General features: G+C 62.5%; 17 protein-coding genes. 10 read left to right on the forward strand and 7 right to left on the reverse strand.

From position 1 onward, the window contains the following. Positions 1-4 precede the first annotated feature (4 nt). The 3 genes from YUO_RS0119920 (at position 5) to YUO_RS0119930 (ending at position 3419) form a co-directional block, all read left to right on the forward strand. Positions 5-1192 (forward strand): 6-phosphofructokinase, encoded by a 1188-nt coding sequence (locus tag YUO_RS0119920; RefSeq protein ID WP_028348864.1) that lies wholly within the window; start codon positions 5-7, stop codon positions 1190-1192. A gap of 231 nt (positions 1193-1423) precedes the next feature. After that, on the forward strand, positions 1424-2419 hold the full coding sequence (locus YUO_RS0119925) for an NAD(P)H-dependent flavin oxidoreductase (RefSeq protein WP_028348865.1): 996 nt from the start codon (positions 1424-1426) through the stop codon (positions 2417-2419). Positions 2420-2450: 31 nt separating this feature from the next. Beyond that, positions 2451-3419 carry a zinc-binding dehydrogenase gene (locus YUO_RS0119930; protein WP_028348866.1) on the forward strand — a complete coding sequence of 323 codons (969 nt, stop codon included), beginning with the start codon at positions 2451-2453 and terminating at the stop codon, positions 3417-3419. A gap of 615 nt (positions 3420-4034) precedes the next feature. On the opposite strand, the gene YUO_RS0119940 is transcribed toward YUO_RS0119930, so the two are convergent. From YUO_RS0119940 to YUO_RS0119950, 3 genes are all read right to left on the reverse strand, one after another. Further along, on the reverse strand, positions 4035-4439 hold the full coding sequence (locus YUO_RS0119940; RefSeq protein ID WP_028348868.1) for a hypothetical protein: 405 nt from the start codon (positions 4437-4439) through the stop codon (positions 4035-4037). Between the two features lie 127 nt (positions 4440-4566). Continuing rightward, positions 4567-5565: an aldo/keto reductase gene (locus tag YUO_RS0119945; protein ID WP_083754641.1), complete on the reverse strand. Its 999-nt coding sequence runs from the start codon at positions 5563-5565 to the stop codon at positions 4567-4569. Positions 5566-5597: 32 nt separating this feature from the next. Further along, positions 5598-6440, reverse strand: a complete 843-nt coding sequence (locus YUO_RS0119950; RefSeq protein ID WP_028348870.1) for an amidohydrolase family protein — start codon at positions 6438-6440, stop codon at positions 5598-5600. A 347-nt stretch (positions 6441-6787) separates the two neighbouring features. Between YUO_RS0119950 and YUO_RS0119955 the strand changes: the two genes are divergently transcribed. The 4 genes from YUO_RS0119955 to YUO_RS0119970 all read left to right on the forward strand — a co-directional run bounded on the left by YUO_RS0119955 (position 6788) and on the right by YUO_RS0119970 (position 10445). After that, positions 6788-7273: a copper chaperone PCu(A)C gene (locus tag YUO_RS0119955; protein ID WP_083754642.1), complete on the forward strand. Its 486-nt coding sequence runs from the start codon at positions 6788-6790 to the stop codon at positions 7271-7273. Between the two features lie 105 nt (positions 7274-7378). Continuing rightward, the gene (locus tag YUO_RS0119960) at positions 7379-9163 is read left to right on the forward strand and encodes a PQQ-dependent dehydrogenase, methanol/ethanol family (protein ID WP_035727114.1); all 1785 of its coding nucleotides are present in this window, start codon (positions 7379-7381) and stop codon (positions 9161-9163) included. 98 nt (positions 9164-9261) lie between these two features. After that, positions 9262-9798: a c-type cytochrome gene (locus YUO_RS0119965; protein ID WP_028348873.1), complete on the forward strand. Its 537-nt coding sequence runs from the start codon at positions 9262-9264 to the stop codon at positions 9796-9798. Continuing rightward, a complete protein-coding gene (locus YUO_RS0119970; RefSeq protein WP_051379528.1) occupies positions 9798-10445 on the forward strand; it encodes a hypothetical protein in 648 nt (215 codons plus the stop codon). Before YUO_RS0119965 ends, YUO_RS0119970 begins: the two co-directional genes overlap by 1 nt. 381 nt (positions 10446-10826) lie before the next feature. Here the strand turns inward: YUO_RS0119970 and YUO_RS41180 are convergent, their stop codons facing one another. Beyond that, the gene (locus YUO_RS41180; RefSeq protein ID WP_083754643.1) at positions 10827-14147 is read right to left on the reverse strand and encodes an adenylate/guanylate cyclase domain-containing protein; all 3321 of its coding nucleotides are present in this window, start codon (positions 14145-14147) and stop codon (positions 10827-10829) included. A 1311-nt stretch (positions 14148-15458) separates the two neighbouring features. Here YUO_RS41180 and YUO_RS0119980 point away from each other — a divergent pair. Further along, positions 15459-16838: a cation-efflux pump gene (locus YUO_RS0119980; protein WP_028348875.1), complete on the forward strand. Its 1380-nt coding sequence runs from the start codon at positions 15459-15461 to the stop codon at positions 16836-16838. 192 nt (positions 16839-17030) lie between these two features. Further along, positions 17031-19349: a PAS domain-containing sensor histidine kinase gene (locus tag YUO_RS0119985; protein ID WP_028348876.1), complete on the forward strand. Its 2319-nt coding sequence runs from the start codon at positions 17031-17033 to the stop codon at positions 19347-19349. Positions 19350-19351: 2 nt separating this feature from the next. Here the strand turns inward: YUO_RS0119985 and YUO_RS0119990 are convergent, their stop codons facing one another. Continuing rightward, complete coding sequence (locus tag YUO_RS0119990) at positions 19352-20242, reverse strand: LysR family transcriptional regulator (RefSeq protein ID WP_028348877.1); 891 nt, start codon at positions 20240-20242, stop codon at positions 19352-19354. Positions 20243-20382: 140 nt separating this feature from the next. After that, entirely contained in the window at positions 20383-20643 is a 261-nt protein-coding gene (locus tag YUO_RS46350) for a hypothetical protein (protein ID WP_156908695.1), read from the reverse strand. A gap of 276 nt (positions 20644-20919) precedes the next feature. Here YUO_RS46350 and YUO_RS0119995 point away from each other — a divergent pair, with 276 nt between their 5' ends. After that, entirely contained in the window at positions 20920-21141 is a 222-nt protein-coding gene (locus tag YUO_RS0119995) for a hypothetical protein (protein WP_028348878.1), read from the forward strand. A gap of 18 nt (positions 21142-21159) precedes the next feature. Here the strand turns inward: YUO_RS0119995 and YUO_RS0120000 are convergent, their stop codons facing one another. Continuing rightward, positions 21160-21369, reverse strand: coding sequence for a hypothetical protein (locus YUO_RS0120000; protein WP_028348879.1), 210 nt, complete (start codon positions 21367-21369; stop codon positions 21160-21162). Between the last annotated feature and the right edge of the window lie 248 nt (positions 21370-21617).

Here is a 21617-nt window from a genome sequence, read left to right on the forward strand (position 1 = left end):
GGGCATGGCAAAAAGACGTATCGGCATTCTCACGGGCGGCGGCGACGTTCCCGGTCTGAACGCCGTCATCAAGAGCGTGACATATCGCGGCAGCGAGAACGACATCGAGGTCGTCGGCCTCCGCCGTGGTTGGGAGGCCCTCACGCACGTAAACCTCGAGGACCCGGCCAGCAGGTCCCACTACATCATCCCGCTGAACCGTGACAACACGCGCACCATAGACCGGAGCGGCGGCACCGTGCTGCACTCGAGCCGCACCAATCCGTCCAAGATGAAGAAGCTGCCGGATCATCTCGTCGGCAACGACTTTCCGGTCTCGCTCAGCACCAAGAGCGGCATCGCAACCAAGACGTGGGACGTTACTGCCCAGGTGCTGGCGAATCTCTCGGGGCTCGGCATCGAACATCTGATCGCCATCGGCGGCGACGACACGCTCAGTTACGCAGCCAAGCTCAGCGCCCTCGGCGTCAAGATCATCGCCATCCCGAAGACGATGGACAACGACGTCCGCAACACCGAGTATTGCATCGGCTTCTCGACCGCGATCACCCGCGCCAGCGACGCCATCCAGCGGCAGCGCACCACTGTCGGATCGCACGAGCGAATCGGCATTTTCCGCGTCTTTGGCCGCGATGCCGGATTTACGGCGCTCTACACCGCGTACGCCACCTCGATAAGGTGCGTCATACCGGAGTACAAGTTCGATCTCGACAAGCTGATCCGGTTGCTCGTCGAGGAGAAGCGCGCCAACCCAAGCAACTACGCGCTGGTCGTGCTCAGCGAAGGCGCCGCGTGGGAAGGCTACGAGGTGCCAGAATACGGTGAACCTGATGCCTACGGTCATCGCAAGAAGGCGAGCGTGGCGGAATCGTTCGCCGACGAGATCAAGCGACGCGTCGGCGAGGAGACGATCACCTCCGATCTCACCTACGACCTGCGATCGGGCAATCCGGACTTCATGGACAAGCTCGTGGCCCTGACTTTCGGTAACATGGCCTACGATGCCATCCTGGAAGGCAAGACCGGCCGCATGTCGGCGCTGGTGGAGGGGCGCTACGACCTCGTGCCCATCCCTGACGCCAAGCTCGGGCCGCGCAAATTGGACGTCGCCAGCACATACAACACGGAGCGCTACCGCCCCATCTACGGCAATAAGCGAGGGCTGCCGATCTTTCTCGCCCGCGCGTCATAGGGTGACAGTGATAACTCCCAAGAACGTCTCCTGCGGGTGATCTCGGAAATGCCGGACTCCATGTGGAATTGTTCGCACTGCGGAAACAAGCCGCGCTTTTGCATGATGGCGTTGCCCTGACCACCGCCCGCCCCCGGTAGACTTTTGCGGGGGGTGACGGCATCCTGCCGCTCGAATTCTCACAAGAAGACGTGCGCGGGCATCCCGCGCCGGGAAACCAGAGGGCAGGACATGATCAAGACGCGATTCACCGAGCTCGTCGGCGTCGAGCACCCGATCGTCCAGGGCGGCATGCAATGGGTCGGGCGCGCCGAGCTGGTCGCGGCCGTGGCCAATGCCGGCGCGCTCGGGCTGATCACCGCGCTGACGCAGCCGACGCCCGAGGACCTGACAAAAGAAATCGCGCGCTGCCGCGACCTGACCGACAAACCGTTCGGTGTCAACCTGACCATTCTGCCCGCGATCAAGCCGCCGCCTTACGCCGAGTATCGCCAGGCCATCATCGAGGCCGGCATCAAGATCGTCGAGACCGCCGGCAACAAGCCGCAGGAACATGTCACCGAATTCAAGAAGCACGGCATCAAGGTCATCCATAAATGCACCAGCGTCCGCCACGCGCTGTCGGCGGAGCGGATGGGCGTCGATGCGATCTCGATCGACGGCTTTGAATGCGCCGGCCATCCCGGCGAGGACGATACGCCCGGGCTGATCCTGATCCCGGTCGCTGCCGACAAGGTCAAGATACCGATGATCGCCTCCGGCGGTTTCGGCGACGGCCGCGGCCTGGTCGCGGCGCTGGCGCTCGGCGCCGATGGCATCAACATGGGCACGCGCTTCATGTGCACCAAGGAAAGCCCGATCCACCAGCTCGTGAAGGAGCGCATCGTCGCCAATGACGAGCGCGAGACCGAATTGATCTTCCGCACCATGCGCAACACCTCGCGCGTCGCCAAGAACGCGATCTCGACCAAGGTGGTGGCGATGGAAAGAGAAGGCGCGAAATTCGAGGACGTGCGCGAGCTCGTCGCCGGCGCCCGCGGCAAGATGGTCTACGCGTCAGGCGATGCCGATGAAGGCATCTGGTCGGCCGGCCAGGTCCAGGGCCTGATCCACGACATTCCGACCTGCGCCGAACTGATCTCGCGCATCGTGCGCGACGCGGAAGCGATCATCCGCAGCCGGTTCGAAGCCATGCTGTCGGGCGCGCAGCGTCAGGCGGCAGAATAAAAGCGGTCTCCGCCACCAACGAGAAGAGCCCATGAAAGCCTATGTCTACGGCGCCAACGGCGCCGAAATATCAGAGGTCGCAAAACCCTCTCCAAAAGGCACACAGGTGCTGGTCAAGGTGCATGCCTGCGGTCTCAACCGCGCCGATCTCGGCATGACCAAGGGCCACGTGCACGGCGCAGCCGGCGGCGTCGGCACGGTGCTCGGCATGGAATGGGCCGGCGAAGTCGCCGAGCTCGGGCCTGACGCAAAAGGCGTTGAAGTCGGCGACAAGATCATGGGCTCGGGTGCAGCCGCGTTTGCCGAATATACGCTGGCCGACCACGGCCGGCTGTTCCGCGCACCCTCGAACATGAATTTCGAGGAAGCCGCCACCCTCCCCGTCGCGCTCGCCACCATGCACAACGCCGTCGTCACCAACGGCGCGCTGCAGCCGGGCCAGAGCGTCCTGATCCAGGGCGCCAGCTCCGGCGTCGGCCTGATGGCGATGCAGATTGCAAAACTGAAGGGCGCCAAACTCGTGATCGGCTCCTCGACGGACGCGATGCGCCGCGGCCGCCTGAAGGAATTCGGCGCCGATCTCGCGATCGATTCCAGTGACCCCGGCTGGGTCGATCAGGTGCTCAACGCCACCAACGGCGAAGGCGTCGACCTGATCGTCGATCAGGTTTCCGGCAAGGTCGCCAACCAAAACCTCGCCGCCACCAAGGTCAAGGGCCGCATCGTCAATGTCGGCCGGCTCGGCGGCACCCACGCCGATTTCAATTTCGACCTCCACGCCGCCCGCCGCATCAACTATATCGGCGTCACCTTCCGCACCCGCAGCATCGAAGAAATCCGCGAGATCTTTGACGAGGTCCGCAAAGACATCTGGGGCGCGGTGGAATCGCGAAAACTGCAACTGCCGATCGACAAGGTCTATCCCTTCGCCGAGATCGGCAAAGCGTTCGAGCACATGGAGGCCAACAAGCACCTCGGCAAGATCGTGGTGGCGTACTAGCTGCGTATCCCGAACGCGGTGCAGCGCGTGAGCGCTGACCGCAGAGCCGGGACCCACGCACCAGTGGACCCCGGATCAGCAGTGCATCACGCCGCAAACGGCGTGCCGCACAGCATCCGGGGAACGCAGACCGCCGCTCTTCCAGACAGCGCAAACCGCAAGCTATCCTACGGCAGCGACCCTCTCAGGTCTGCGACACCAATATCGAGGGTTGCTCGGCCACCGTTCTCGGGGGCGGTGCGCGTGCTCACCTTGCTGTGTTCGGACACAGCAGTGACACGGCCACCTTTCTCAGCCAGTCCAAAACTTTGAACGACGATCGCGCCAAGCACTAGCAGCGCGACCATAACCAGCCCACTCAGGGCGGGCGTTAGATGTAGATTGGACCCAAAGCGCATCATCACTGCACCCATGCGCATCGCCCGCAGCCCGTTGCAACGAGCATCGTTGAGTCGTTAGGCGATTTGGTGACGCGGCGGTGGCGATCCGGCGACCACTCTCTTGCCCGCACCGTGCACTTCAACCGAAGCGATCGGATGGATGAGGCCGAGTATCCGCACCGACGCCAGTTCGGTCGGGACTCCACAAGATCGGCGAGCGGCGCGCGCGCCGCTGCTACCCGGCGCGACTGCGTTGCTCAATATTGGCCGCCGGTCCCCCCGCGCGGACATGGCGATTACCGGATGGCAGTGTTTGTGAGCCCGCGATACTTTTCCACGGACTAATCGTTTCGACGATGATGTTAATTCCAGCCAACGCGCTGTCGATCTGGCGCTGCACGTTGTTGACCTCGGCCTGCAGGAAGTCCTGCATTTTTTGGAGTTCCGAAGCCAACCCCTGAAGTTCGCCTATCGAATTTGAGGTCAGCCGGGCGACGGAGGAGTTGATTCGTTCGGCGCTGATCTCCAGCTCGCTAGAGGGTTGCGACTTCTCTTGCGTTTCCGATTTGCTCAGTTGCGTCGCCAAAGCCTCCGACGGAGGCGTTTTTTCGTCGGGTGCGGCAGACGTTCGGGTATCCATCAGGTGCTCCCTTGGTGCCGGTTGGTCGCGACGCCAATCCCGAACCAGATTGGTTAATAATCCGTTAAACCTAATGCAGATTGGTTAATAATTTCGATAAGGGGAAGCCGAGGCCGTCGTTTTTCGATCATCGCGCCTCGCCGGCAAACGCCTGCCGCAGTTCCGACAGCCGGTCGAGCGCCGCCTGCGGCAGCGGGCCCTTCTCCACCGCGGCGAGTGCATCCTCGAACTGCCCCGGCGTCGCCATGCCGACCAGGATCGTGCCCATCGCCGGATGAGAGATCGCAAACCGCGTCGCGGCCTCGGTCAGGCTGGCGGCAAATCCCTCCTCCACCAGCGGCATCAGCCGGCGCGCGCGATCGACATCGGCATCATAGCTCATGGCAGAGCCGATCGGTTCCGGCGCAGCACCCGCAATCGGATGACGCTCGGCCGAACCCGATAGCGCCCCGCCGGCCAGCACGCGGATGCCCACGACACCTACGCCGGCGCCTTCCGTGTGATCGAACAGCCGTCCGTAATCCTGCGCCGGATAGCGCGCCGGCAATTCGCCGGCCGCAGACGGATTGAGCATGTTGTAGACGACCTGCGCGCTGTCGAACACGCGCGCATCGATCACCTGATGCAGCGCCGCCGTATCGCCGAGCGCCGTGATCCCGAGAAACCGGATCTTGCCCTCTCGCCGCAGCCGCTCGAACGCCGGCAGCACCTCGTCCAGCACCTGCCGGACGCTCAGCGCCGGCCCGCCGCCCTGCTCGGTGATGGGATTGTGCAGATGAAAGATATCGACCCGCTCGAGCTGCAGCCGCGCCAGACTGCCTTCGAGCGATAGCCGCACCGCCTCATCAATGCGGCCACGATCGCCAGGCGGCAACCGCACCTTGGTCCCGACGACGACGTCGGCCGGCTTCAGCTTCTGCAAAACCCGGCCAAGGTTCTTTTCCGATTCCCCATCGCCGTACTGCACCGCGGTGTCGAAGTAGTTGACGCCAGCCGCAATCGCCCGTGCGATGGCCCGCTCCTGGTCGGCCGCATCGCCGCGCACCATCAACCCGCCGACGGCGCCGCAGCCGAAGCCGAGAATCGAGAGCCGCATCCCGCTGCGGCCAAAGGTTCGAAATTCCATCGCGTTTCCTCCTGAGGTGGATGAGCTGCGCGCTAGCCTTTGTTCGGCGACCAGCCATAAGCCTTGATGCAGGCACCGCCCATCAGCATGGCGCGCTCGCTCTCGTTCAGGCGGCTCGTCTTCAGGAACGGCTCGACGGCCTGCTCGTAATTGACGACGGCGAACGCCCGCGTCCAGTCCGTGCCCCACAGGCAGCGCTCAAAACCCCAGGCATCGAACACGCGGGCGAGCGGGTCCCAGATATCCGGATAAGGATACGGCTCGCGCGACAGCGTGCAGGCGCCGCTGACCTTGATCACGGCGTTCGGTCGCTTGGCGAGTTCCAGCACCTTCGGCAGCTCCGCCCAAGGCTCGGGCGGCGCCGGCGGAACGCGCGGCTGCAGGAGGCCGAGATGATCGATGATGAACCGCGTGTCGGGGTGGCGATCGATCAGCGCACTGCCCGCGTCCAGATTGTCCCAGCAGTGGAGGTTGACCGGAAAATCATGGCGAACCGCCGCGCGCGCAATCCGGTCGAGGCCGGGATGATCAGGCGCGCGCTGCGCCTCCTTCGTCAGCATGATGCGGATCCCGACCGTGCCCGGCGTCTTCTTCCACTCGGCGACGACGTCGGCCACATCAGGGTCATCGGGGTCGACCGGCTTGACGATGGCGACCCGGCCCTGATGGGCCCGCTGCACTTCCACGGCATAGCTGGCGTCATAGCGGTACAACGAAAACGCCGAGATGAAGATCGCCCCGTCGACGCCAACCTTGTCCATCGCCGCCACCATCTCGTCGCCCGTAACGTGATCGGGCCAGTTCGGCACACTGTGCCAAGGCCGCTTCGGACTGTTCGCCTCATAGGCATGGACCTGGGAATCGATGATCGGCATCGGGCAGTTCCTCTGTACCGAGAGATTTTGGACAATGTCGCAGGCTCGTGTCCAGAGGCGAGTCCCAACAGCGGAACTGACGCGGTTTGTTCGATCACCTGATCAGCGAGCAGCGTAGAGGCTGTGAAGGCGAGCGCATTTTTCGTCGGTCATCGATTGGGAAAAATGCGCAGCGCCCTTTCGTCGCCTTATTTTGAAGCGTAACTTGAGACGCCAAGAAACAAGAAAAATCGATCTTGGGAGGCACGCCAATGTGCAGAACGAAGAGTTTCGTTTGGGCATCCCTCGCTTGTTTACCTCGACTGACCGCGCATTTGCAGGATTACCCTTCGGCCGAGACATAGCCGATGACCGCGACAGCGACATCAGGTGCTGATGGCGCACGGCTTGATCGCGGCCGGATTGCATTTCTTGTGTTCGGACTGGTTGCTGTTCTTTGGCTGACGCGCGGGTTCGCCGCGGCAGGTGAAGCGTTGCAAGTGACGAACGCCCGGGTGCCTGCGTCCGATCAGATCGGTATCGATCTCCCGCTTGTGATGACGATCAGGAACGATGCGGCCGAAGCCGACGCCCTGTTGCGCGTCCGCTGTCCGTTCGCGAACTTCGCCGTAAGGCACACGGTCGATCGCGGCGAAGGCGCGCCAGCCATGCGCGAGATCAAGTCCATTCCAATCCCGGAGAACAAGACGACCGAACTCAAAAACGACGGACATCACGTGATGCTGCTGCAGACACGGCAGAAGCTTGTCGACGGCGAGACGTTTACATGCGCCGTCGTTTTCCAGAAAGGCGGAACCAAAGAAACGGAGGTGCAGGTTTCGCGAACGCCCTGATCGCGACAGCGGACCGGTGAGCCCGCTGAACGAGGCTTCTCAGCTAAACGCCCGGATGTGCCGGACGCTCGATTTAACGTGGACTGCCAAAGGAGGGCATTTCTCATGGAGCGATTTTCAGGTCACACAAGAATCTCCACGCGAGCGCGCCTGCTCGCTGTTGCAGTCGTTGCGGGCATGACGGCCGCACTGCCGGCGTCCGCCGCCGACGAGGTCAATCAGGAACGGCTGCTCAACGTCGAGAAGGAGCCGGGCAACTGGCTCCATCATCATCAGAATTACTCGGCTCACCGGTTCTCCACTCTGAAGGAGATCAACCGCGATAACGTGAAGAACCTGAAGGTCGCCTGGACCATGCACCTCGGCGGCATCGAAGGCGGCGGCATCTGGAGCCATGGCGGGCTGGAAGGCACTCCGATTGCCGAGAACGGCTTTCTCTACGTCACCGATGGATGGGGTTCAGTCTACAAGATCGATGCGCATGGTGGCCGCGGCGTGTTGCTCTGGAAGATGGACCCCAAGACCGACCGTGACTGGGCTGGCGCCGTGGCGTGCTGCGGCGTCGACAACCGCGGCGTCGCATTGTGGGGTGATCTCGTCATTTCCCATACGCTCGATGGCCGGCTGATCGCGACCAACAAGGAAACCGGCCAGGTCGCCTGGCAGCGCACTGTGGCCGATCCGGACAAGGGCGAGACGATCACCGGCGCGCCGTTGATCGTCAAGAACATGGCGATCACGGGCGTCGCCGGCGCGGAGTACGGCATCCGTGGCTGGATCGCCGCCACCGACCTCACGACCCAGAAGGAGGTCTGGCGCACTTACACAATCCCGGGCAAGGGCGAGCCCGGCATCGAGACCTGGAAAGACAGCAACAACGCGGCGGCCGCCGGCGGCGGCTCGACCTGGGTAACCGGCACCTACGACCCCGCGACCGACACCATCATCTGGGGCATCGGCAATCCGGGGCCGGACTGGGATAGTGCCTATCGGCCGGGCGACAACCTCTACACCGACAGCTCGCTGGCCCTTGACGCCACAACTGGCAAGATCAAGTGGCACTTTCAGCACACCCCGAACGACCCCTACGACTACGACAGCGTAGCGGAAAACGTGCTGGTCGATATCCCCGGGCCCGGTGGTCCGCAGAAGCTCGCGCTCGAAGCGGACCGCAACGGCTTCGCCTATGCGATCGATCGCACCACCGGCAAGTTCGTCTGGGGCCTGCCGTTCGTCAAGAAAGTCACATGGACCAAAGGGCTCGATCCGGAGAGCGGCAAGCCGATCGAGTATGACCCGAACAAAGCCGTGCAGACCTATATCGCGTCGGTGACGCCAAGCCGCACCAACATGGAAACCGACATCTGCCCCGGCAACATGGGCGGCAAGAACTGGCCGCCGACGGCCTACAATCCGGATTTGAAGCTCTGGTACATCCCGGTGATCGAGAGCTGCAATCGCATCAAAGTCGAAGTGATGACGCCGGACAAACTGAAACCGCGTGAGTTCTGGACCGGCGGCGGCCCGAGCCAGCCATTCAGGATCACCGGCAGCGTGACTGCGATCGATGTGACGACCGGGAAGATCGCCCAAAAAATGGAAACGCCGTTTCCCAATTTGGGCGGCATGCTTGCAACTCCCGACCTCGTCTTCACCGGTCAGCCGTCCGGCGAAGTGATGGCGCTTGACGCCAAGTCATTGCAGAAGCTCTGGGAGTTCAACACGGGCGGCGGCGTCAACGCACCGCCGATGACCTTTACGGTCGACGGCAAACAATACGTTGCCATTCTGGTTGGCCTGGGCGGCGCCTGGGACAAGTGGTTCATCGATTCGACGCCCGAACTGAAGAAGATACAGCCGGGATCGATGCTCTACGTATTCGCACTCTGACATCCCAAGAAACGGAGGGTCCGCCAACCGCGGGCCCTCCTACTTCTTCGATAAGAGACGCAACGATGATCTTCAGCAGATTCCCGGCCGCACCAAGCATGCTGCTCGTGAGCGTCGTCGCCCTGAATTTCTCGATTGGTACCACAGCTTTCGGTCAGTCGGCGCAAGCGCCAGCTTCGGATCCGACCAATGCCGGCAAGGCCGTTTTCAGTAAGGCCAATTGCGTGGGCTGCCACAAATGGCACGGCAATGGCGGTGGCGGCTACGGCGGTGACGCGCTGTCGCTGCGCAAGACCGAGCTGACACGCGATCAGATCATTGAAATCGTCGGCTGCGGTCGGCCGGGCACCGGGATGCCATTCTTTATGCGCGGCGCCTACGATGAGGTGAAATGCCACGGCATGAACCGCCAGGACGCGGGGGCACAGATGCCGCCCGAGGGCGGAACGTTTCTGCGGCCGAAGGATATTGAAGCCGTCGCCGACTACGTAATCGCCCACATCAAGGGGGCCGGCGAACCCACTTACGCGGAATGCGTCACCTTCTTCTCAAACACCTCGCGGGTATGCGACGTCTACAAAACCCAGACGCAGAAGCCGGATGATGCGACCGCCAGCACCGGGAAGGGCCAGTGATGCGCAGACTGAAGCTGCCGGGCGTTCTTGCTGCGGGCCTGCTTGCCTGGCAGGCCGTCGTGTTCGCGAGCTCTCCGGCACGGACGGAAGAATTCAGCGGCAACGATCTGCGGGACATTCGCCTCGGAATGGCTGCGGCCGAGTTGCCGGAGACCGGTTACGTCGATTTCTACTGCGCGGCGGATCCGAAGCGCACATTGGCCGGCTGGCAAAACTGGCGTGACTGCCCTGCCGACGCGAATGGGACACGGTCGATCCGATTTAGTTACGATCCGTCGACCAGCCGCGACGGCACGATGGTGGCGGGTCATCCGGCGATCCTCACCCTTCTGATCGACGATACCGCGCACGTTGCCGGCTTGCAGATCGAGACCGATCCGAAGGCGCGTCTCTATATCCGGAAGAAGGCGTTTCTCCTGGGGCTGCAGGCTAGATCGCGCTACGGCTCGGACGGCTGGGCATGTACCGAGGGCCAGCCGGATGCAGGAGACCAGCCAGTGGGAGGCATCTATCTCAAGGAGCGCTGCACCAAGACGATCAGTGGCCGTTCACTCGTCGTCGAACGCAACCTCTTCCGCCGGTCCGATCAGGACAGCAAGAATTTTGTCGACGAATCTCGAATCAGCATCCTGCGAGCCAAGAATTAGCAGCTCTCAACGATGCCCGTGCGGTGCTGAATTTGCGGCGTTCACACCATTGAGACGGTACGGTTCGGAAACACCGAGCTTCAACCCGTCTATGCTGGAGATTTCTTCAGTTGCGGTACGAGACTTCGCAGAGCAACGCTGGTGATGGCACAATGTAAAGAACACTGGCTCGGCACACTGTGCCAGGGCCGCTTCGGACTGTTCGCCTCGTAGGCATGAACCTGGGAATCGACAATCACCATCGACGCCCCCCTCGTTGCGAGCCATTTTGGACATGCGGCCGGCCCGCGTCCAGATCCCAAGGATGCGGCGCTGCAATGCGTCTGGCAGCGTGCTGGATCAGCGCGCCGCATCTTAGGCTGGCGACGACGGAAGGCGCTATCAACGAAGCTCACCGAGCAAGGCCTTGGCCTTTCGCAGATCGCTTGTGTCAAATCCTTCGGTGAACCAATCGTAGATCGGCGCGAGAAGGTCACGCGCCATTTTCCGTTTGCCCTGACGGCTCAAGAGCCACGCCGAGCTGGTTGCCGCGCGCAATTCCCACGACTTTGCATGCTGCGCTCGCGCAATGGCCAGGGAATGCTCGAAATACGCTTGCGCCTTCGCCTCGTCCCGCTGCGGCGACTTGAGCGCGATTTCACCGGCAACGCGATGAGTCTCAGCCTCGCACCATCTTTCCTTGGTTGCTTGCATCGCTGTCATTGCGTTGCCAATGCAGCGCCAGGCGTCATCGAACTGGCCCGAGTCCGCATGGGCGATTGCCAACATGAACTCCTGCTCCGGTGTAAATATCGTCGATCCGGTCGACCGCCATAAATCAATACCCGCCGTGACCATCTCGACGGCTTTCGCGGCTCCCGTGAGGGTTAGGATATAGCCCCGCCGTAACACGCCTTCCGCTTTCCGGAACGGGGCGCCTTTCTCCTCCGCTAACGCGACAAGCTCTTTTAGATGCTCATTTGCCGCGTGATAATTCCCGCAGTAGGTATTAACAAGAATCGGAAAATTCAGCGTGAACATCAAAGTGGCAGCATGATCAATCTGGCGCGCTTCCATTAGCGCGCAGTCTGCGTCGTTCATCGCAGCTTCGGGATAACCGAGCAGCCACGAGGCCATTGAACGAAAGGCCAAGCACGTTACCCGGAGGTCCTGGCCAAATCGCGTCATCAATCGCCGGTGTTCGACGGGGCGATAGAGGGCGAGAGCTCCATCGTAGTGCGCCTTGGCTTCAACCAGGTCCCCCCTCAACGCCAGCGTACTCGCCATGGTACGGTGCCCGATCAAGAGCGGGACCGCCGCTCCCTCCTTCTCACCAAGCTCCAGAAACCGGCTTGCGAGCTCGCGCGCCGCGTCACCGTCGAAGTTTATGAAATTGACGATCCACTGGCCAAAGAGGGCCGAGAGAAGCAGCGAAGGGTCATCGGGAGACTCTCCAAGCTGTTCCGCTTGTTCGATAAACGCCCTCGCCTGCGCCACAGCAGTCTTGGTTTCGGGAGCGCCATATCCTTTGACATGCATCAGCGTGTTCACGAGCGCGACTTGCAGGATGATCTGCTCGCGCCGCAGGTCGGGCGCGCTGGGCAAGGTTGCTAGTTGCGCCAGCGCCTGACCAAGCTGTTCTGCTGCTTCGATCAGCGCCGAGCGCTCCTGTGACCGCAGTCCTGCCTTACCCCACAGATACGCTGACTTCGCGATAAGGTCGGCCTTTGTGTAGTGACGCGCGAGCAACTCGGGCTGGCTCTCGGCTATTTCCGGGAACTGACTTTCAAGGATTTCGGCGATGCGCGCGTTCAACGCGCGCCTCGGCTCTCGCAGCAGCGTACTGTAGGCTGCGTCCTGCACAAGCGCATGCTTGAACAGGTAGCTCGCATGCGGCGGGATGCCCTGTCGAAACAACAGGCCCGCTGCAATAAGCCGGTGAAGGTCGGCATCCAATTCTGCTTCCGGCTTTCGCGCGACCGCCGCCAGCAACATGTGAGGAAATTCCCGGCCGATCGCCGCACCAACCTGCGCGACGTCTTTCGCTGGGCCGAGCCGGTCGAGCCGCGACATCAGCGAAGCCTGCAGGCTAGCCGGAACTGCTACGACAGGCGTCGGTGCCGCTGCGCAGGCCCGCTGCACGTCACTCTCACCCTCTGCATCCAGCACCGCCTTGGTCATCTCCTCGGCGAACAGTGGAATGCCGTCGGTGCGCTCGATGATGTCCTGGCGGATGTCCGCCGGCAACGATCGGTTGCCGACGACGCCCTCGATGAGGGAATGGATGTCGCACGGCGTCAGCCGATGGAGGGTCAGCTGACTCACGTGCGGCCGTCCGATCCAGGACGGCATGAATTCCGGCCTGAAGGTAACGAGTATCAACAACCGGTGATTCACGGCCAGGTCCACCGCCCTCGCGAAAAATTCGAGGCTGGTTGGATCGGTCCAATGCGCGTCTTCGAAGATCATCAGCACGGGATGGATCCGCGCCAGCGCCTCGATGTGCGAACCAAGAGCCTTCAGCGTTTTCTCTCGGCGGAGCTGCGGCTCAACTTCAACCGGAGGGTAGCGTCCATCGCTGGGTAGCGACAGCATTTCGGCAAACAGCGCTGCATGCTCTGAAGGCGTCGAGCTTTGCGCCAGCAGCGCGTCAAGCTTGTCCGTTTTCGCTTGCTGGCTGTCATCGTGAGCAAAGCCGGCGGCGCGCGACATCTCGCCGATCACCGGATAGAGCGTGCTGTCGGTATGCTGCGGCGAGCAGAAGTACTGCAGCCGAATGTGCGGTTCGCGAGCAAGCTGTTCCAACAGCGCGACGGCGAGCCGTGATTTGCCGATTCCCGCTTCACCGGAGAGCAGCACCACCTGACCTTCGCCACCCTTGGCCCGCTTCCATCGGCTCAGAATTAGTTCCATTTCTTCATCACGGCCGATCAGAGGCAGTACATCACAGCTTTGGAGAGCGTGCGATCGGCTGGTCACTGTTGTCTTGCCGGCGACTTGCCAGGCAGCGATCGGCTTTGCGAATCCCTTGATCTCGACTTTACCGAGATCGAGATACTCGAATTGCGGTCCCGCGATCGTCTTTGTGCGACCCGAGATAACAACGCCACCGGGCGGTGCGAGCGATTGCAGTCGGGCGGCAAGATTCGGGGTGTCGCCGAGGATACCATGCTCCTCGGAAATCGCGCTATCGGACATATCGCCGACGATCGCCACGCCCGTTGCAATACCGACCCGCGCGCTCAACTTCTCTTTCGCGGGCAAGGCGGCGATCGCCTGCACCAGTGCAAGGCTGGCTTGAACAGCACGCTCTGCGTCGTCTTCGTGCGCCTGAGGATAGCCAAAGCATACGATCGCGCCGTCCCCATGATGTCGCGCGACAAAGCCGTCGAAGCTGGCAATGGTTTCAGTAATGCAGCGCCGGTAGTCGGCGATGATTGCGCTGAAGTCTTCGGGATCGAGCCTTGCGGACAGCGCAGTCGATCCGACCAGGTCACAAAACAGTACGGTAAGCTGTCGGCGCTCGATCGGGCGCGCGTCCCGCGCCAATGGCACCACCGTAGGAGAATCCGCGCCCAATCTGGTCCCGCAATCGCGGCAGAACTTGTTCAGCGCTGGGTTTGCCGCACCGCAGGCCAGACAGCGCCGCACGACCGCCGCTCCACACTGCCCACAAAATTTGCTTTGCTCCGAGACTTCGGCCGCGCAATTCGTGCATTGCATCCGGACCTCAACGGATATCAGTAGCGGCGGCACAATGCTCCGGAAGTCGAGGAAACAGTATGATCTCGGTCACAACTCCAGATGTTCCGCCTCTATGGATTCTAAAGTGGCGGAGTCCAACGTCTGGAGTTGACCATGTCAGATCGACCACACGTTACAAGGGCGGATTAGCGCAGGTGTGAACGGAGGCATTGATGGGTATCGCTGTCGCTATACCCACCCTTTTGCCCTTCGTTCGGCACCAGTCATTGATGTAGATTGGCTGCACGGACCCGATCTGCCGGGAGCAGCCTGCCCCCTCTGTGCCATCAGCACTTACGTGGGACCCGCGCCCCGAAGTGACCACCAATGTAAGCCAGCACTTACAAACAGCTATTGACGCGATCTAAGAATCTCAAAATGGCAGCGCGCCCAAAAATCGATTTTTCTTGAATAATCAATTTTCCCTAACAACTTCAACCTGATTTGCCCTGTCCAGTCGTCGCATCAAAAATATTCCGCTTCGCCGCCAACCCAAATCACGCTTACAAATCCCGCCGTCCCGTCCCGACAAGAGGGGCGTTGGCCATCGTCACGAACGTGGGGCGGGATGCGGTGGACGCGGCAGCGTCGGCGCGAGAAGTTGTTCGCAGGGCGGCTACGGCCATGAGCGGACACGGCGCGCAGGACGTACGGCGCTGAAGCGTACGGCAAAGCCGTGTGGTCCTGGCACCCGTGGCTGGTGTCAAGCTGACGGAGGTGGGTCGAGCCCAACCGGGTTTCGACAAGCCTTTAATCCGGCAGCGATGGAGGCAAGAGGAATTCGTCTCCAGGGAGAGCACGGTATAAGCCGTAAAGCCACTGCGCAGGGAATGCCGGAGTGCCTCGGCTGTACCTGTATGCTCGTGTGCGCATCTCTTTGCGCTTATTGCACACGAGACCGCGGGTGCAGCAAGCACCCGGCATTCCCTGCGCCCTCTTTCTGTAGGGCGAATGAATTTGCAAAGCTCGGGCAGCGCGCCGCGAGAGCGCGGACACACACCCAATTGTCATCGCCCGGCTTGACCGGGCGCCCCAGTATTCCAGAGGCAGCAATGATTGAACCGATAAGCCGCGGCGTACTGGATATCCGCCGGAGCATGTCATCGGGCTCGCCGAAGGCGAGACCCGGTGGCGGGTATGACGATCCGTTGTGCGGCGAATGGATCGCTTCGCTGCACCCATCCTACAAACTCAGAACAATTCGCAACAAATCGCTCCTGCAAGTGAGTGGCGATTGCGCATCCAACTGTCAGCTTTAATCCCACACAGCGCCCTGCTAAACCGCCGGCCATGACCACTATCCCCACCATAAAGACCAACGTCGCCGCGATCTCGATCTTCGCCAGCGCCGGCATGGCTGCGGCGAAATTCGCGGTTGGTATCGCGATCGGCTCGCTCGCGCTGATCTCGGAGGCGCTGCACTCCTCCGTCGACGTGATCGCGACTGTGATCACCTGGCTTGTGGTGCGGGTATCCGACCAGCCTGCCGACGAGGAACATCACTACGGCCACGGCAAGTTCGAGAGCCTGTCGGCGCTGTTCGTCATCGCGCTGCTCTACGTGCTGGCCGGCGGCATCCTGGTCGAATCCTGGAGCCGGCTGCGCGACGGTGCGCCGCCGCCGACGATATCGGCTGTCCCCTTCGTCGTACTGGTGATCGATATCGCGGTCAATTTCTGGCGCGCGCGGGCGCTGCATCGCACCGCGCGGCAGACGCGGAGCCAGGCGCTGGCGGCGGATGCGCTGCATTTCGCTTCCGACGTGCTCGGCTCGCTCGCCGTCATCACCGGCCTGATGCTGACCGGGCTCGGCTTTGCTTGGGGTGACTCGGTTGCCGCCATCGCCGTTGCCGTCATGATATCGATCCTCGGCCTGCGGCTCGGGCGCTCCACCGTCGAAACCCTGCTCGATCGCGCGCCGGCGGGCGCGTCCGAAAAGGCGACCGCCGCGATCCGCGCGGTGCCCGGTGTCGTCGGCGTCGAACGCGTGCGCGTGCGCATGGTCGGGCCGACGCATTTCATCGACGCCATTGCGAAAGTGCCGCGCACCTACCCGATCGACCGCGTCGAGGCGATCAAGAAGACCGCGCAAGTCGCGGTCACGCAAGCGCTCGGCGACGCCGACCTCACCTTCACCGCGGTGCCGGTCGCGCGCGACAATGAAAGCGTGCGCGAGCGCATCATGGTGATCGCCCGCAATGCCGGCCTCGCCGTTCACCATGTCACCGTGCACGATCTCGGCGCCCGGCTGATTGTCGGCATCGACCTCGAAGTCGACGGCGACATGGAACTCACCGCCGCGCACGCCATCGCCCACGACCTGGAGCGCAGCATCCGCGAGGAATTTGGCGAGGACGTCGAGGTCGACACCCATATCGAGCCGCTCGAGCCGGAGCTGCCGCACGGCACCGACGCTGCGCCCGAGCGCGTGGAAACCATCAAGGCCGCGCTGTCGCGCTTTGCCGGCGGCAACAGCGCGATCCATGACATTCACAATGTGCGGGTCCGCGACACCGATGCGGGCGAAATCGTCAACTTCCATTGCCGCGCCGCGCCGTCGATGAGCGTGATCAAAGTGCATGAGAACGTCGACGAGATCGAGCGCGCGCTGCGCCGCGCGTTCCCGTCGATCAAGCGCGTCATCAGCCATGCTGAACCGCCGCGCGCGTAAGTTTGCGGGCCCGTTCCCGTTTCGGACTCGCATCGAGCGTGCCTTAATTCGCGTTGGACAGGATTTATTTCGAATTAACGAATCGTTGACTCTCGACAGCCCCAAAAAAGTGGATTCAAATCGCTGTGATTCGGAAGCTGTGTCAGGCGCTTCCGGACGGTGTGCAAAGAGCCTTCGGCGGGGGTCTAAAGCATGGCGCGCGCGCATGCGGCGAATGCGGCGAACGCGTGTGTCCAATCCGATTCGATCAAAGGATTGGCGCAATCGATCGCAAAACCTGCCTATCACCGGCTGCTCACCGCAGAGCCGGCGCTTCGCCGCGCCGTGCCCACGCTCATCATCGCCTTCCTGATCACCATCTGCCTCGGCGCCTTCGTGCAGGTGATCGACCAGAGCCGGCAGAAGCGCGCCGCCATGAAGCGCGATCTCTCCGCGCTCACCGAGCTCCTGGCCGAACGCCTCGACCGCTTCGCGTCGGTCCGGCAGGATCGCGCCGCCAATATCGAGCGGCTGCAGAGCCTGCTGCCCGACCTGATCCCGGCCTGGGGCGCTGCGAGCGGCCGCCACGTCATCATCACCGGCTCGGATCACCGGATTCTGGCCCGCGTTCCCGTCGAAGGCAGCCTTGGCGGCGATCGCATCCTCGACGTCATCAGCACGGCGCAACTGCTCGCCACGCCCGGCCAGCAGGGCGTCGTCAGCGACATGACGCTGCCGAACGGCAACGGCGCCATGGCGATCTCGCGGTTGGTCAAATCGCTGCCGGGCATGGTCATCGTCATCCAGGAACGGAACGAGCCGCTGTGGGGTTCGGATGCCGCTCTGTCGGTGACGCTGTCGGCCACCACCGGCTTCGTCGTGCTGATCCTCGGCTTCGCCTTCCACTGGCAATCGACCCGCGCCCGCGAGGGCGATCTGATCAACGACGCAGTGCGCGGCCGGATCGATACCGCGCTCAACCGCGGCCGCTGCGGATTGTGGGACTGGGACCTCTCGCGCGGCCGCATCTTCTGGTCGGCATCAATGTTCACGATGCTAGGCCTCGACTCCCGCAACGATCTCCTCACCTTCGGCGAAGTCAACGCGCTGGTGAAATCCGACGACATCGACCTGTTCGCGATCGCCGACCAGATGATCGCCGGCAAGATCACCCACATCGACCAAAGCTTCCGCATGCAGCATACCGGCGGCCACTGGATCTGGCTGCGCGTGCGCTGCGAGCTCAGTCACACCTCGGCCGATGGCGGGCTGCACCTGATCGGCATCGCGGTCGACATCACCGAGCAGAAGAGCCTCGCCGAGAAGACCGTGGAAGCCGACCTCAGGCTGCGCGACGCGATCGAAACCATTCCGGAAGCCTTCGTGCTGTGGGACGCGGAAGATCGCCTCGTGCTCTGCAACTCGCATTTCCAGCGCCTGCACAAATTGCCCGATACGGCGGTGACCCCCGGCACGTCGTACGAGACCGTGATCGAGGTCGGCAGCATGCCGGAGGTTCGCACCAGACTGCAGGAGACCGGCGCGCAAGCGCCGGGGGCCCGCACCTTCGAGGCGCAGCTCGACGACGGAAGCTGGCTGCATATCAGCGAGCGCCGCACCAAGGACGGCGGCTACGTCTCGGTCGGCACCGACATCACCCGCATCAAGGAGCACGAGCAGAAGCTGATCGAAAACGATGCCCGCATGCGCGCCAACGTGCTCGACCTGAAGCGCTCGAAGGCGGAACTGGCCGATCTGGCGGAAAAATATTCGCAGGAGAAGAACCGCGCCGAGGAAGCCAACCAGGCGAAGTCGAAATTCCTCGCCAATATGAGCCACGAGCTGCGCACCCCGCTGAACGCCATCATCGGCTTCTCCGAGATCATGGGCAGCGGCATGTTCGGCGTGCTCGGCTCCGACAAGTATCAGGAGTACTGCCACGACATCCTGACCAGCGGCAAATACCTGCTCGAAGTCATCAACGACATCCTCGACATGTCGAAGATCGAGGCCGGCCGCATGAAGCTCGACATGGAGCAGCTCGACCTGTCGAAGATCCTGGCAGAGTCGCTGCGCGTGGTGTCCGGGCGTGCCGAGGACAAGAACCTGACGCTGGACGCCGATATCGAAAGCACCATCTCGGTGGTGGCCGACCGCCGCGCAGTCAAGCAGGTCTTCGTCAACCTGCTGTCCAATGCCGTAAAATTCACCCCTGACAACGGCAAGGTCACCGTGCGCAGCCATGTGCTGCCCAACTCGATCGTGCTGATGATCGCCGATACTGGTATCGGCATCGCGCCTGCTTCGCTGCAGCGGCTGGGCAAGCCGTTCGAGCAGGTCGAGAGCCAACTCACCAAGACCTACCAGGGCTCGGGCCTCGGACTAGCCATCGCGCGGTCGCTGACCAGCCTGCACGGCGGCACGATGCGGCTACGCTCCAAGCTCGGCACCGGCACCGTCGTCCGCATCGTGCTGCCGCGCGAACCGCAGCAGCCGAAGCCGATCGCAAGGACCGAGGCCGAGGCGGCCTGACCTTACGTCAGCGTCGGCGCCACCTCGCGGGCGACCTGCACCAGCGCCGCAATCAAGGGCGTCATCGGATCGCGCTGCGGGATCACCATGCCGATGCTGTAGTCGACGACGGGATCGACGATCGGAATGCTGCGGACGGAATCGGCCAGCCCCAGCGTCTCCGCAAGCTTGGCCGGCATCACGCTCGCCCAGCGCCCAGTCTTAACATGGGTGTAGAGCACCAAGAGCGAGTTCGAGGTCAGCGTCGGCGTGGCCTCGGCCCCGACGGATGCCAGCGCGCGATCGATGATGCGGCGGTTCTGCATGTCCGGCGTGAGCAGGCACAGCGGCACCTGGCCGACCTCCTTCCAGGTGACCTGCTTGCGATCGCCGAACATGGCGTCGGGCGCCGTCAGCAGGCGATAGCTTTCGTTGTAAAGCGGAATAGTGCGAACCTTGCCGATCGGCTCGTTCTCGATATAGGTCAGCCCGGCATCGACCTCGAGATTTTCGAGAAGACCCAGCACGTCGGCCGACGTGCAGGACTGGATGCGAAAGCGCACGTCCGGGTATCGCGCGCGGTACGGGGTCGTAAGCTGCGCCACCATGCCGAGCACGGTCGGGATCGCGGCGATCCTGATTTCGCCGGAGAGCTTGTCCTTGAGGCTGTTGATCTCCTGCCGCATCGCGCGGGCGTCGCCGACGATGCGCCGCGCCCAGTCGAGCGTGCGCTCGCCCTCCGGCGTAAAACCCTGAAAGCGGGAGCCGCGCTGCACCAGCATGACGCCGAGAATTTCCTCGAGCTGCTTGAGGCTGGTCGACATGGTCGGCTGGGTGACGCCGCAGGCTTCCGCCGCCCGCCCAAAATGCCGCTCCTTTGCCAGCGCCAGCAGAAGTTCAAGCTTGTCGATCACCGAGAAAATCCCACGAAATTTGGCCGTATGGGCGGTCGCCCATGCCACAAATAGCACGGGCGTGAAGGCGCCAATACTTCAAAACGCTATCCGAGGGACTCTGAAGAAGGCCCAGCGTCCCGCCGCTGGGCCTTCCAGTTTCAGCACCAGCCCTTCTTCCAGTGACCGGGCGGGCAGCCACGGCCGCGCCAACCGACCTTCCGGCCGCGGCTCCAACCATGCGGGCGAAAGCCGTGCCCGCGGCCCCAACCATGCCCGCGGCCGTGCCCGCCCTTTACTTCGATCAGATCTCCCTTGACCAGAGAGTCGTGGATCAGTGGGTAGCCACGGGGCATCGCCGTTGCCGGGGACATGAAGGCGATCGGTAGTGTGAGTGCGATTCCAAATAGTAGTTTACGCATGGGCCATTCCGCTCCGGGGGTTGAAGATGCCGCTCTCAAGCAGGAAAAAGCGGCAATAGTTCCACGCGATTGAGGCGGACTTCCGAAAGCGTTCAAATCGGGCGGGGCCGCGCCATTTCTTTCACTCGCAACCGAAAAAATTGGGAACGACATCCATCGTCCGGCGTTACAGGGGTGAGCAGGTAGTTCAGGAAGGAGAAATCCACCGGAATTATCAGCTCAAAAGCCCCGTCAGTTATCTCAGATAGCTGGCGGGGTTTTGATTGGGAGAGGCTTGTGCCCTACGCGCTGTTCGCCGACGACAGGCAGATCGGTCCTGGCCTGCCGACCGAGGCAGAGGTCTGGAAGCAAGCCCTCGACGCTTCCCTGATTTCCGATCTTCCCGTTCCCGACAAAGCAGGCGGGGCGGTTCTGTTGACCCGCTATCACGTGAAGGAAATCAGGGAAGAGTGTTGCGCGCCGGATCCCGCCTGGAGGCTTCCAGACGAAATTTCCTGACGCCGCCTTGCCAGGGCTTCACGCAGATCCGTCGTGTGTCTGCTTGACGAAGGTCAGACCGCTCACGGTCAGCCGTTCCTCGCTGGTTTCGCCTTCGGCCACCAGCCTTTCAAGGTAGGTTTCGAGCTCCGGCAGCCTGCGGTCGAAATCGGCGCCAAGGCCCATCAGCTCGCAGGCTTTCCTGATGCGCTCGATGGGTTTGTCGAAAATGTTGATCTCGGTATGCATCCCGGCCTCCTATTCCCGCGACAATTCATAGTGGCCCCAGGAGTTCCAATGCGCTGCCCAAGTGTGCTATAATTGGATTATGCTGAAGCAGCTAGTTATATGCGCATTGCGAGCCGCGATCGTCCTGATCGTGCTTTCAATCGCGCCCTCTGTTGCCCAAGCCCATGTCGGCCATGCGCACCATGCTGCCGCTGATATCTACGGCGCCCCTGATCATGCCGCTTTTAATCCATCCGAACGGGCGGTGA

This window comes from Bradyrhizobium murdochi (assembly GCF_000472965.1).
In the GTDB taxonomy this organism is placed as follows: Bacteria; Pseudomonadota; Alphaproteobacteria; order Rhizobiales; family Xanthobacteraceae; genus Bradyrhizobium; species Bradyrhizobium murdochi.